Below are 13,409 nucleotides of genomic sequence, written 5' to 3'. Positions count from 1 at the left end.
TTACAGTTGTACGCTGAGATAGAGAATTATGAACAAACCACCACTTATTTGGACCAACGTCCTATTTTTTAGCCTTACTTTTTTGGCCGCGATAACGCTTGTGCCTTGGTATGGTATTAACTACGGATTTTCTAGTGCCCACTGGATTGCCTTTGTCGGCTGTATGTTTTATGCAGGCTTATCAATTACTGCCGGTTACCACAGATTGTGGGCACATAAAACCTATAACGCCCATCCGGCGGTTGAGTTTGTGTTTGCCTTAGGCGGTGCATTTGCACTGCAAAACAGTGCACTACATTGGAGCAGCGACCACCGTGTGCATCACGGCCAAGTTGACGACCCAATAAAAGACCCTTATGCCGCAACCAATGGTTTTTGGTATAGCCATATTGGCTGGATGTTACGTGACTATCAAGCTGATAGCTACGGCGATTACAGTAACTGTCGCGATTTACAACGCAATAAAATTGTAATGTGGCAACACAAACATTATTTAAAGTTAGCTCTTTTAATGAATGTAGGCCTACCTCTTACGCTAGGATTACTAGTTGGCGATGTATGGGGCATGTTATTACTTGCCGGTTTACTGCGCTTAGTACTTAGTCAGCACTTTACCTTTTTTATTAATTCGGTAGCCCATATTTGGGGCTCTCGTCCGTACACCGAAAAAAATACCGCCCGCGACAACGGCTTTTTAGCCCTATTTACATATGGCGAGGGGTATCATAACTTTCATCATATTTTTGCCAGTGATTACCGTAACGGCATTAGGTGGTTTCATTATGACCCCACTAAATGGGTTATTCGCTCGTTAGCTGCCCTTGGTTTAGCCAGTAAACTAAAGCGCACACCGGTTGAACGCATTGAAAAAGCCAAGGCCGAAACTTTAATGAGCAAAACACAAGTTCGCCTTGCAAAATTGCCTTTAGCACAAGATAAGCTTACATTATTACAACAAGAATATGATTTACTGCTGAAAAAACTGCAAAATTATTGTTCACTACAAAAACAAGTGTTAGAAGTTAAAAAAAATAACATGGCAAAGCAGTGTGAACGTTCAGCATTAATGGCACAATACCATGAGCTGGAAGCCGCCTGGGAAAACCAAAAGCAGGCATGGCTAGCACTTAATGCGAGGTTATTAAAAGCCTCTTTTAGTTAATATAGGAGTGGCTGTGGCCAAACAACCAGAAAAGAAAAAAACACCCGTGACATACCAATATGATGCAGTAATTATTGGCACGGGTCCTGGCGGTGAAGGTACCGCTATGAACCTTTCAAAAAATAACAAAAAAGTGGCTGTTATTGAACGCCACGAAGCCGTAGGTGGGGGCTGTGTACATTGGGGAACCATTCCCTCTAAAGCCCTACGTCACTCGGTTAGCCGTTATATAGAATATAAAACAAACCCTTTATTTAATACCGGTGATCGACTTGCTCGACTCACTTTTCCTGACATTTTACGCCATGCCAGCTCAGTTATTTCTAAGCAGTCTAATTTACGTAGCAGTTTTTACGACCGTAACCGTATTCAAATGTTTCAAGGTGACGCGCGTTTTATTGATAAACATACAGTTGAAGTAACTCGCCAAGATGGTTCAACTGAGCGTTTAACGGCCAAGACTATTGTTATTGCTACAGGTTCGCGCCCATACCGTCCGCCAGAAGTAGACTTTACCCATTCTCGTATTTACGACAGCGATACTATTTTAGGGTTAACCCACGATCCACATCGCGTACTTATTTATGGTGCGGGTGTAATTGGTTGTGAGTATGCCTCTATTTTTAAAGGCTTAGGTGCCAAAGTTGATTTAGTTAACACTCGCGACCGCCTACTTGCCTTTATGGACACAGAAATATCTGACGCGCTGAGTTATCACTTTTGGAATAGCGGTATTGTAATTCGTCATAACGAAGAGTTTGATCATATTGAAACCCGTGATGACTGTGTAATTATGCATTTAAAATCGGGTAAACGCGTAAAAGCTGACTGTATTTTGTTTGCTAATGGCCGCACCGGTAATACCGACAAGCTTAACCTTGAAGCAATTGGCTTAAAACCTGATAGCCGTGGTCAGTTAAAAGTAAACGAAACCTATCAAACCGAAATTGACAACGTATACGCTGTAGGCGATGTGATTGGTTACCCAAGCCTAGCGAGTGCCGCATTTGACCAAGGCCGTATTGCAGCTGATGCAATTTCCTGTGGCAACTGTGATGAAAAACTGATTATTGATATTCCAGCGGGTATTTATACTATTCCTGAAATGAGCTCAGTAGGTAAAACCGAGCAGCAACTTACTGCTGCTAAAGTTCCGTATGAAGTAGGTCGTGCGCAATTTAAACACCTTGCGCGTGCGCAAATTGCGGGTACTGAAGTGGGTACTTTAAAAATATTATTTCATACAGAAACCAAAGAAGTACTGGGTGTACATTGCTTTGGTGAGCGCGCCTCAGAAATTGTCCACATTGGCCAAGCCATAATGGAGCAAAAAAATGGCGGCAATAATATTGAATACTTTGTAAATACCACTTTTAACTACCCAACTATGGCTGAAGCCTACCGAGTTGCAGCGTTAAATGGATTAAATCGCTTATTTAAATAAAGCTTTTAAGCTAGGAATAACCTATGTAATGCGGTTATTTGATAAATAGGCAATAACGACGCATAAGTGCCAAACACGCCTTATTAAAAAGCCCGCTTACTAAAAATAGTAAGCGGGCTTTTTGTTGTTTAGCATGCAGTAAAGTAACACACTAAACACTCAGTACTTTATTTGGTATTAATTACTTATGGTATTTAGCACTGAACTCATGCACGGCATTAATAAACACACCCGCATTTTCAGGGTCTACATCTGGTGTAATACCATGGCCAAGGTTAAATACGTGGCCATTACCTGTGCCAAAGTCTTCTAAAATAGTCGCTACTTCTTGACGAATACGCTCTGGCGTACCGTGCAGCATTGACGGGTCCATATTACCTTGTAATGCTACTTTGTCGCCTACACGGCGCTTAGCATCGCTAATATTAATGGTCCAATCAAGGCCGATAGCATCACAACCAGTTGCTGCAATTGCTTCAATCCATTGGCCACCATTTTTAGTAAACAAAGTAACTGGTACTCTACGGCCATCGTATTCACGAATTAAACCATCAACAATTTTGTGCATGTACTGCAATGAAAACTCATTGTAGTCGCGCGGGCTTAATACACCGCCCCATGAGTCAAACACCATTAACGATTGTGCACCAGCTTTAATTTGCGCATTTAAGTAATCGATAACCGAATCAGCTAGTTTATCGAGTAATAAATGTAGCGTTTGCGGCTCTGCAAATGCCATTTTTTTAATTTTGCCAAATACTTTGCTGCTGCCGCCTTCAACCATATAAGTCGCTAACGTCCACGGTGAACCCGAAAAACCAATTAATGGTACTTCGCCTTTTAGTTCACGACGAATAGTACTAACCGCATTCATTACATAACCAAGATCGTCGTTTGGATCTAGCTTAGGAATTTTTTTAACATCGGCAAGCGATGAAATTGGACGCTCGAACTTTGGACCTTCACCCGTTTCAAAGTACAGACCTAAGCCCATAGCATCTGGAATGGTTAAAATATCACTAAATAAAATAGCGGCATCTAACGGGTAGCGGCGTAATGGTTGTAGTGTTACTTCGCAAGCAAGCTCAGCATTTCTACACAGGCTCATAAAATCGCCCGCTTGTGCACGTGTAGCACGGTATTCTGGTAAATAGCGTCCTGCTTGGCGCATCATCCATACTGGAGTTACATCAACAGGTTGTTTTGCAAGTGCACGTAAATAACGGTCGTTTTTTAATTCGCTCATAGCGTAAAATAATCCTAATGCTTATAGAAATTGAGCAAGATTGTACCACCATATTCATTACCTCTCTATCGCTAAGCGATTAAATTGACAGCAACAGGAGGTAGATCAAGATGTTTTTAGTTTTTAGCTGCTTTTGACTATTAAACAAGCAAACAGCAGCAACATTTAAAACTTTTAATTAATATGTTTGCAACATACTTAAATCTTTGGTATTGTTTATCCCGCGTTAACAAAAACAATAATAAAAATCTTAAAACAATAAAAATAAAAGTTTTAAAATAACAATAACAAAAATCTTCTCATAAAAATAAGAAAGCTTGTTACAACAAGCCATAGAAAAAAATTAAGCCACCGTAACAGGTGGTTTTTTCTTGCCTGCAATAAATTATCAATTCCCTACAAATAAAATAAACTGCTTCTAGATCATCTATTTTACTAGTTGATATACACATCAATTAACTATATCTTGAGGTATAAACAATTTTTACTTTTAACTAAAAAACCAACCCAGCTTAGGAGAACGATTATGCTGACGCGTGTAGAAAATGCTCAACAAAAGTGGGGGGGTAGCCATACTGTAATTGATAAATGGCTAAACGAGCGACAACGCCTCATTGTGCTTTATTGTAAGCTAGCTGGGTTTTCACCTTCTGATAAAAAAGATCATGCCCTGCCTGAACCACAACAAATTGAAACGTTTTGCCAAATTTTAATGGATTACTTATCTGCCGGTCACTTTGAAATATACGATGACATTGCTAAGGCTTGTGAAAGTAAAGGCCCAGAAAGCCAATTGCTAGCAAATGCTATTTACCCAAAAATAACAGATACCACCGACATTGCGCTAGATTTTAACGATAAATACGCTGAAGTTGATAAAGAAGATTTACTAGTAGGCTTTGACAATGACTTATCTGTTCTTGGTGAAGCACTTGAAGCGCGCTTTGCGCTAGAAGATGAGCTTATTGATAACTTATTTGCTAATCATACGGATTAACAAGCGCACCGTTATTTATACGCATTAAAAAAGGGACTTAAAGTCCCTTTTTGTATATGTAGGCTAAATTATTTTTAGCTTATATCTTATTTACTCTGCTGCTGCATCTGCATCGCTTTGAATTTCTAATAATTCCACTTCAAATACAAGTGTTGAATTAGCAGGAATTTTACCTAAATCACGGTCGCCATAAGCTAGCTCAGAAGGAATTGTAAATTTATATTTAGAACCAACAGGCATAAGTTGTAAACCTTCAGTCCAACCAGTAATTACACGGTTAAGAGGGAAAGTTGTTGGCTCGTTACGTGAATATGAGCTATCAAATTCAGTACCATCTAAAAGTGTGCCTTTATAATGTACTTTAACTACATCAGTTGCAGCTGGTTTTTCGCCATCACCTTGAGTAATCACTTCGTACTGTAAGCCAGACTCAGTAACAGTAACGCCTTCTTTTTTAGCGTTATCAGCTAGGTATTTTACACCCGCTTCTTTGCTTTTTTCAGACTCTACTTTTGCTTGTGCTTCTTGCTTAGTACGCACTGATGTATCTAACTCAGTTAACACTTCGCGAATTTTTTCTTCGTCAATTTTTGCATTACCAGCAAGTGCATCTTCAAAACCACGAATTAACAGCGCTTGGTCTAGTTCAATACCAATTTCTTTTTTATCGGCTAAGTCTTTATTTAAAAAGTTACCTACCGATGCGCCAATACCGTATGCTTGTTGCTGCGCTACAGTGTCTAGTTTAACTTCAGCTTGCTCTTTTTTTGCTTCTTGATTACATGCTGTAAGCGCTAAAACTGACGCTGCAATCAATGACAATTTAATCGTCTTTTTCATTTTAAATCTCCGACACACTTTGCAGTTGCCATTTATTGTATTATTACTAGTTAAAGATTAACGACCTACATGATAGGCTGCTTGTTTAATAACTAAAATTTACGTTGTTAGCTAAACTAAAAACATATCCAGTGATTAGACAAACAACCTAGGCCTTCAACGAGACCTAGTCTAACCTCTCAATCACTAAGAGTTAAGAGGAAATGCTTGTAATATGCCGTTATTTCGTACTTTTTTTATCGTGTTTTGCTGTTTATCGGCCATCGCCTGTAGTGATGAAAAACAACAAGCTGTTGCCAGTTATGAACATGCTGCACAAGGCGCGTTTTCATCGGCGCTATCGCATGATGGTAAATACAGCTTAGTCTCCTCCATTAACCATGGGGTCGCGCTGTGGGATAATCAACAGCAAGCACTTAAATACCAATGGTTTCAGCAACAAGCCCAAGATAGCTTGGTTTATGCCGTTGCGATCGCTTTTGACAACAGTGTGGCTGTTACCGCCGAAAAAACCACCTTTGCGGTATGGGATATTGCCACCGGCGAAAATAAAGGTTACTACAAAATACAAAAATCCAGTATTCGCGATATTGCTATAAGCAACCAAGGCCGTAGCGTACTATACGGGCGCAGCGATGGCGTAGTGGTGTTTATTAACCTTGAAACTGGCCGCCGTATTGAGTTTTTAGGCCACCAAGAAAAAGTAAACACGGTCGATCTTGCCCCTAACGGGCGCTATGCTTTAAGTGGTTCAAACGATTACGTTGCTTACTTTTGGGATACGCGTACAGGGCAAGTGATTCATCGCTTTAACCACCCTACTCGTGTTACTCAAGTTACGCTTGACCCACAAGGTCGCTATGCATTTACGGCCGACAGTATGGCACAAGCAAATGTATGGAAGCTGACTACAGGTGATCTTGTAAGTAAACTGAAGTATATTGCGCGTCAGAAAATTTTTACGGCGGTACGCTTTAACGATCAAGGTGATTTGCTAGCAACTGGGTCGCCTAATAAACGCATTGATTTATGGCAAATATCGAGCGGTGAAAAAATTCAAACTTGGCAAGTGACACCACGCGAAGGCAGTAAGCCTAAATCGGCCGTGGTGCTCGATGTAACATTTACAGATAACGGCAGGTCGTTATTAACCGAAAGCTCCAGCGGTATCGCAGAGCGATTTATTATACGAGAGAATAATGAACACAATTGAACATCGCTTAATGGAACTTGAGGCCAAAGTGGCTTTTCAAGACGAAACAATTGATATTTTAAATGACGAAATAAAAGTTCACCAGCAGCTGTTGGCAAAAATGAAACGCCAAACAGAGCTACTGGCTGAAAAAATTAAAGAATCGCAGTCATCATCATCGATGATGTCAAACGAACCTGAGCCACCGCCGCCGCATTATTAATATGCAGCTATGCAGCAAAGGATTTAATCTCCTGGTTTAAACACGCCTATAACTTGTTCAAACTGGCGTGTTGACGCCTGCACAGCCTGTTCTGGCTGTGCCATTTTATGGCCGCACTCTACACATTCTACTTTTTCTACATCATGCTCTTTGTAAAGCATTAACCTATCCATGGCTTTACATTCAGGACATGTTGCCCCAGCTATAAATCGCTTTTTTTGTTTCACGAGATTTTTCCCACAGTTTGACCTAATGTTATTTTATCGTATTACGTGATGCGTTGATACGGTTGATATGCCCAATACGATCCGTGTTATCATATTGGCAATTCAATTAGGGCACAGTAAAGTAACGCATTTATGATCCAAATCTCAGAAATAGAACTTCTTCGTGGCGGTAAAGCTTTATTAAAAAATGCATCTGCTACGTTATTTCCAGAGCATAAAGTAGGCCTAGTAGGCGCTAATGGTTGTGGTAAATCAACCCTATTTAGCCTCCTCAAAGCAGAGCTACAGCTCGATGGCGGTAACTTTACTATACCTAAAGACTGGTCTATAGCGTCAGTAAAACAAGAAACTCCCGCACTGGAAATAAGCGCAATAGACTATGTACTACAAGGTCATCCGCAGTATTACGCCATGCGTATCGCACTGCGTGAAGCCGAGCAAGCTAACGATGGCGATGCACAAGCTAAAATACATATTCAGCTTGAAAACATTAAAGGCTACAGCATTGAATCAACCGCTGGTGAGCTATTACATGGTTTAGGCTTTGCTAATAACTTAATAGAAAACCCGGTAAGTTCATTTTCGGGTGGCTGGCGTATGCGCTTAAATTTAGCCCAAGCGCTTATTCGCGATGCCGACCTGTTATTACTTGATGAGCCCACTAACCACCTTGATTTAGACGCAGTATATTGGCTTGAACGTTTTTTACGTGCTTATACTGGAACTTTAGTACTGATATCGCATGACCGTGAGTTTTTAGATGCCGTAGTTGATCAAATTTGGCATATAGATAAACAACTTATCAACGTGTACAAAGGCAACTACTCGCAGTTTGAGCGTCAAAAGGCCGAGCGCATGCTACAGCAGCAAGCCATGTTTGATAAGCAACAAGAGCAAATTGCTCATCTAGAACAGTTTATAACTCGCTTTAAAGCAAAAGCCAGTAAAGCTAAGCAAGCACAAAGCCGCGTGAAAGCACTTGAGCGTATGGAAAAATTAGCTCCAGCACATGCCGACTCGCCATTTAACTTTGAGTTTGCCGAGCCAAAAGCATTACCAAACCCACTAATGACAATAGATAAAGCCAAAGCGGGATATGGTGATGTCACCATTTTAAATAATATAGAATTAAACTTAGTACCAGGCAGCCGCATTGCTTTACTTGGCCGAAATGGCGCGGGTAAATCAACGCTAATTAAACTGCTTTCGGGTGATTTAGAGCCTCAAGCTGGCGAAGTTATTCAGCACCATGGGCTAAATATTGGTTATTTTGCGCAGCATCAACTTGAATCTCTTGATTTAAAAGCCAATGCAATAACACATATACAACGACTTAACCCAAAGGCTACTGAGCAATCACTGCGTGATTTTTTAGGCGGATTTGCCTTTATTGGTGATAAAGCGCTTGAGCCAGTAGCACCCTTTTCGGGGGGCGAGAAAGCACGTTTAGTACTTGCCATGCTGGTATATCAAAAGCCAAATTTATTACTACTCGATGAGCCAACCAACCACCTTGATTTAGAAATGCGCCATGCACTTGTTATGGCACTGCAAGGCTTTGAAGGCGCTATGGTTACCGTATCGCATGACCGCCATATGCTTAAAAACACCGCCGATGAATTTTACTTAGTAGATGACGGCAAAGTAACTCAATTTGGTTACGACTTAGATGCGTATTACCAATGGCTGCTTAACGCCAATAAAGAAGCGACTAAAACAGAGCAAAGTGACGAAGTAAAAGCTAATTCAGGTATTAACCGTAAAGAGCAAAAACGCCTTGAGGCCGAATTTAGAAAAGCCACGCAACCGCTTAAAAAACAAATTGAAAAGCTCGAAAAGCAACTCGACAAATACGCTGCAGAGCTCAATGAGGTTGAAGTAGCATTAGGTGATAACGAGCTATATTCTGATGACAATAAAGCCAAGCTAAAAGAGTTACTAGCCAAACAAGCCACACTTACACCTAAGCTTAACGACATTGAAGAAGCGCTCCTTATGGCGCTAGACGAAATGGAACAAAAAGAGCAGGCGTTCGCCGATGAACTTGCTCAATAGCGACCATTTTTGGCAATTTGCCTGCACTTTGTACGCAAAGCCAGTGCAACAACAAACCTTGCTGGAGTTACAAAACCAGCAAGGTAAAAACGTTAATTTGTGTTTATTACTCTTGTATTTAGATTCACTAAACTTAGTTGTAAATAGTCAGCAGCTTGGAGTATTAACACAAGTTGTTAATGAGCTCGATAATAACGTGATGCAGCAACTACGCGCAGCACGCAGTTATTTAAAAGTACACCAACAAGCTATTACTGACTATGCAAACATACGCAAAGAGCTGCTTAGCGCTGAGCTCAAGCTTGAAAAGCAGCAACAGCAAATGCTAATAAATGCAGTAAATGAATGTGAATTGGTAGAGTGTACCGAGCCAAATAATATTGAATTATATTTAAAGGCCAGCTTTTAGGTACAAAGCGCCAGAAAAAACAGCTCGCGCATATTTCAATACTTATGAGTCCTACCCTCTTTTACTGCTCATTCTTTTCTCTTTGTGCAAAAGATCTTTAAGTGACTTCTTCACAAACAGGTTAAAAGGCGCTGCGCTTTTATAGGGAAAAATTAAAACCTCTTTAATCCTTATATTCTCAGTGGTCAAAGCTGTTTTCACCTGCTCCCTTTACCCATCAGTTAAACCTAATACCTTCTTCTCAAAACATGATCCAAATCAACTTCATATCGCTCATTATTTCACTTAGGTAAATAACTTGATCTTGATCATAACTGTATTCCTAAACCCAGCTTATGATTAACCCATAGACATTAGGAGGCAAGTTATGGACGTATTCTTCAGAGATTTTTTTACCGACCCAGTACTGTTCTTATCGTTTGGTTTTCTGGGGATCGTTATTAGCTTGTGCCTTTTCTTTGTATACTACTTTATTAAGAAAGTACAAGAAGCAGAAATTCCTGACCAAAATTAAGCACGACGCACAAAGCGCCTATCAGTTTACTGATTAGGCGCTTTTTATTTTCCTAGCCGAAAAATTTGCTACACTAGCGCCTCGTTTATTGCAAAGTGTGTAGTACAAACATGATCCATAAGTTCAAACCCGCATGGTGGATGACCAATCGTCACGTTCAGACCATAATGCCGCGTTTTTTCCGCCCATTTCATCATACTCGCTACCAATTGGAGCAACTTGATACTCCCGATGGTGACTTTATCGAGCTTGCTTGGTCGCTACCGCATAACGAAACGGCTCCTCTTGCTGTGGTACTACATGGACTTGAAGGCAATATAAATAGCTTTTATGCCAAAGGCATGATGAAAGCCTTAAAAAAGCAAGGTTTTGCAGTGGTGCTTATGCATTTTAGAAACTGCTCCACCGAAGTAAATCGCTTACCACGTGCTTATCACAGTGGTGATACAGCCGACTTAAGCTTTTTTATAAACCACTTAAAGCAGCTATATCCAAACCGACCTTTACTTGCGGTAGGCTTTTCGCTAGGTGGTAATGTATTAGCTAAGTATTTAGGCGAGCAACAGCAACAATGCCCGCTAAGTGCAGCAGCACTGGTATCTGCACCTTATGATTTATCGGCATCATCGGATGTTATTCGCAAAAGTTTAGGTAAAATTTATCAAAAATATTTACTCGATCGCATGAAAAAATCAATGCAGCGTAAATTGCCACAAATTAAGCAGCAAATATCGATAACTACCGATCAATTAATGGAAATTGACGACTTGTTAGAGTTTGATAATCAACTTACCGCGCCTTTACACGGCTTTGAAAATGCACATGATTATTACCGCCAAGCCAGTGCTATGCCATATTTAAAACATATAGCGGTGCCAACATTAATTATTCATGCCAAAGACGATCCTATGCTCTCTATAAAGGCCGTACCAAGTAGGCAAGATGTGAGTGAGCATGTTACGCTGCGCATCTCTGAAAAAGGCGGGCATGTGGGCTTTATTAGCGGTAAAAATCCATTTAAGCCGGTATTTTGGTTAGAGCAAGCGGTGCCAAGTTATTTTGGCCAATATGTATTAAATAAAACCAACAAAGAGTCAGTATGATCATTCCTTACGAGCAACTTGATAAAGACACCTTATACAACCTAATAGAAAGCTATGTACTGCGCGAAGGCACTGATTATGGCGAAGTAGAAGCCAGTATTGAGTCGAAAGTAAACCAAGTAAAGCTGCAGCTTAAAAGTGGTGAAGCTATGGTATTTTTCTCAGAACTACATGAGTCGGTAACTATCATTTCCAAAGGCGAATTTAAAGCGCTGCAAAGTGAAGAGCATCAGGCACAATCGTTTGATTAGATACAGTTAACTTTGTAGCACTTGTAACTTTTGTATTGAAAGTACACAATGGCTTTTTACCCAAAGAGCCATAAAATGATAAAACTCAGCACTCTAGTGGTAGCCATATCACTAGCATTAAGTAGCCAAGCTAATGCAACAACAATAACCGCATCAGATAAAGCAATTAAGCTGGCAAAAGACACAATTTTAATTGATACCCATATTGATGTACCTTACCGTCTACACGACAAATGGGCCGACGTTACCAAAGCCACCGACGATGGTGACTTTGACTACCCTCGCGCTATACAAGGCGGTTTAAATGCCCCATTTATGTCGATTTACATTCCTGCTCACTTAGAATTTGAAGGCAAAGGTAAAAGCTATCAACTTGCTAATTTACTTATTGATAGTATGGAAGCAATCGCACAACGTGCACCCGACAAATTTGCAATTGCCAGCTCAACTGCCGATATAGAAGAGCAGTTTAAGCAAGGTAAGCTTTCGATTGCTATGGGCATGGAAAATGGCTCACCTATTGAAGGTGATATGAAAAATCTACAACACTTTTTCGACCGTGGTGTGCGTTATATTACCCTTGCTCATTCGCAAAGCAATCATATTTCTGACTCGTCATACGACATTCGCCGTAAATGGAAAGGCTTAAGCCCTTTTGGTAAAAAGCTAGTTACTGAAATGAACAACATTGGCATGTTAATCGACGTTTCGCACATTTCTGATGATGCGTTTTATCAGGTAATAGAACTCTCTAAAACACCCGTTATAGCTTCGCATTCATCGCTACGCAAATACACACCCGGTTTTGAGCGTAATATGAATGACGACATGCTACTGGCGCTGAAAAAAAATGGCGGGGTTATTCAAATTAACTTTGGCTCAAGCTTTGTTACCGCTAAAGCAGGTAGTTGGGGCAAGCAGCTAAAAAGTACAAAAGAGTCTGCAAAAAAAGAAGGCACCAAATTAAGTAATGATTTTGATGCTGCATACCGCGCTAAAAACCCCTACCCATTTGCCAGCCTCGAGCAGGTACTTGATCATATTGATCACGTAGTTGCGCTAATTGGTATTGATTATGTAGGTATTGGTTCTGATTATGATGGTGTTGGCGATTCGCTGCCAATTGGCTTAAAAGACGTATCTAGCTATCCTAACCTAGTACAAGGTTTAATGGACAGGGGCTACAGTGATACCGACATTAAAAAGATTTTAAGCGGCAATACACTACGCGTTTGGAAACAAGCCGAAGCGTATGCGAAAAAGCATTAGGCTCTAGGTATCAGGTATCAGGTTAGAAAAGCATAGCGAACACTAACTTTAATATATAACGCGGCCAATGGCCGCGTGTTTCTATCCTCAACTTGCATAAATCTAAGCCAACAACGCCACCCTCATGCTTTATCCTCGAGGTTCGTAAGCCTCAACCCACGCTACGACGATAAAGTTAACACCGCTCTGCTCTACCTTAAACCTGAAACCTCGTACCTGAAACCTGTACTTTATTACAGGCATTAAAAAAGGCCACCTAAGTGACCTTTTTCTAACAATTAACTTAAACGTTAATTATTACGCTACGATGTTTGCAACAACGCCAGCGCCTACAGTACGACCACCTTCACGGATAGCGAAACGAAGACCTTCATCCATCGCGATTGGCGCGATTAGAGTTACTGTCATCTTAACGTTATCACCAGGCATTACCATTTCTACGCCTTCTGGTAACTGTACGTCACCAGTTACGTCAGT

Annotated in this window: 14 protein-coding genes; 10 read left to right on the top strand and 4 right to left on the bottom strand. The window is 40.6% G+C overall.

What is annotated here, in order from left to right:
* Positions 1–28: 28 nt before the first annotated feature.
* The gene (locus AAEZ22_RS08180) at positions 29–1,162 is read left to right on the top strand and encodes an acyl-CoA desaturase (RefSeq protein WP_011329524.1); all 1,134 of its coding nucleotides are present in this window, start codon (positions 29–31) and stop codon (positions 1,160–1,162) included.
* A 13-nt stretch (positions 1,163–1,175) separates the two neighbouring features.
* The gene (gene sthA / locus AAEZ22_RS08175) at positions 1,176–2,606 is read left to right on the top strand and encodes a Si-specific NAD(P)(+) transhydrogenase (RefSeq protein ID WP_172459241.1); all 1,431 of its coding nucleotides are present in this window, start codon (positions 1,176–1,178) and stop codon (positions 2,604–2,606) included.
* Between the two features lie 181 nt (positions 2,607–2,787).
* Here the strand turns inward: sthA and hemE are convergent, their stop codons facing one another.
* Entirely contained in the window at positions 2,788–3,852 is a 1,065-nt protein-coding gene (hemE, locus tag AAEZ22_RS08170; RefSeq protein ID WP_058374381.1) for a uroporphyrinogen decarboxylase, read from the bottom strand.
* 526 nt (positions 3,853–4,378) lie between these two features.
* On the opposite strand from hemE, the gene AAEZ22_RS08165 reads away from it, so the two are divergent.
* The gene (locus AAEZ22_RS08165; protein ID WP_011329527.1) at positions 4,379–4,849 is read left to right on the top strand and encodes an Rsd/AlgQ family anti-sigma factor; all 471 of its coding nucleotides are present in this window, start codon (positions 4,379–4,381) and stop codon (positions 4,847–4,849) included.
* A gap of 90 nt (positions 4,850–4,939) precedes the next feature.
* Here AAEZ22_RS08165 and fkpA read toward each other — a convergent pair whose 3' ends face one another.
* Complete coding sequence (gene fkpA / locus AAEZ22_RS08160; RefSeq protein ID WP_182677775.1) at positions 4,940–5,689, bottom strand: FKBP-type peptidyl-prolyl cis-trans isomerase; 750 nt, start codon at positions 5,687–5,689, stop codon at positions 4,940–4,942.
* A 214-nt stretch (positions 5,690–5,903) separates the two neighbouring features.
* On the opposite strand from fkpA, the gene AAEZ22_RS08155 reads away from it, so the two are divergent.
* A complete protein-coding gene (locus AAEZ22_RS08155) occupies positions 5,904–6,902 on the top strand; it encodes a WD40 repeat domain-containing protein (protein WP_011329529.1) in 999 nt (332 codons plus the stop codon).
* Complete coding sequence (locus AAEZ22_RS08150) at positions 6,889–7,104, top strand: SlyX family protein (RefSeq protein ID WP_011329530.1); 216 nt, start codon at positions 6,889–6,891, stop codon at positions 7,102–7,104. The genes AAEZ22_RS08155 and AAEZ22_RS08150 overlap by 14 nt, the downstream gene beginning before the upstream one ends.
* Positions 7,105–7,127: 23 nt before the next feature.
* Here the strand turns inward: AAEZ22_RS08150 and AAEZ22_RS08145 are convergent, their stop codons facing one another.
* Positions 7,128–7,331 (bottom strand): YheV family putative zinc ribbon protein, encoded by a 204-nt coding sequence (locus AAEZ22_RS08145; protein ID WP_041454614.1) that lies wholly within the window; start codon positions 7,329–7,331, stop codon positions 7,128–7,130.
* A 132-nt stretch (positions 7,332–7,463) separates the two neighbouring features.
* Here AAEZ22_RS08145 and AAEZ22_RS08140 point away from each other — a divergent pair, with 132 nt between their 5' ends.
* The 5 genes from AAEZ22_RS08140 to AAEZ22_RS08120 all read left to right on the top strand — a co-directional run bounded on the left by AAEZ22_RS08140 (position 7,464) and on the right by AAEZ22_RS08120 (position 12,932).
* Entirely contained in the window at positions 7,464–9,386 is a 1,923-nt protein-coding gene (locus AAEZ22_RS08140; protein WP_089368872.1) for an ATP-binding cassette domain-containing protein, read from the top strand.
* On the top strand, positions 9,370–9,795 hold the full coding sequence (locus AAEZ22_RS08135) for a TIGR02444 family protein (protein WP_208835237.1): 426 nt from the start codon (positions 9,370–9,372) through the stop codon (positions 9,793–9,795). The genes AAEZ22_RS08140 and AAEZ22_RS08135 overlap by 17 nt, the downstream gene beginning before the upstream one ends.
* A 624-nt stretch (positions 9,796–10,419) precedes the next feature.
* Positions 10,420–11,412: a hydrolase gene (locus AAEZ22_RS08130; RefSeq protein ID WP_352296798.1), complete on the top strand. Its 993-nt coding sequence runs from the start codon at positions 10,420–10,422 to the stop codon at positions 11,410–11,412.
* Positions 11,409–11,663 (top strand): YheU family protein, encoded by a 255-nt coding sequence (locus AAEZ22_RS08125; RefSeq protein ID WP_011329536.1) that lies wholly within the window; start codon positions 11,409–11,411, stop codon positions 11,661–11,663. Before AAEZ22_RS08130 ends, AAEZ22_RS08125 begins: the two co-directional genes overlap by 4 nt.
* Before the next feature lie 75 nt (positions 11,664–11,738).
* A complete protein-coding gene (locus AAEZ22_RS08120; RefSeq protein ID WP_011329537.1) occupies positions 11,739–12,932 on the top strand; it encodes a dipeptidase in 1,194 nt (397 codons plus the stop codon).
* Positions 12,933–13,229: 297 nt separating this feature from the next.
* Here AAEZ22_RS08120 and AAEZ22_RS08115 read toward each other — a convergent pair.
* Positions 13,230–13,409: EF-Tu C-terminal domain-related protein (locus AAEZ22_RS08115; RefSeq protein WP_502935261.1), on the bottom strand; the 180-nt coding region annotated here is incomplete at its 5' end.

Origin of the sequence: Pseudoalteromonas sp. 20-MNA-CIBAN-0454, from assembly GCF_040308685.1 — a bacterium.
GTDB lineage: Bacteria > Pseudomonadota > Gammaproteobacteria > Enterobacterales > Alteromonadaceae > Pseudoalteromonas > Pseudoalteromonas nigrifaciens.
The sequence above is the reverse complement of the archived record's forward strand: the minus strand, read 5'-3'. Positions and strand labels throughout refer to the sequence as shown.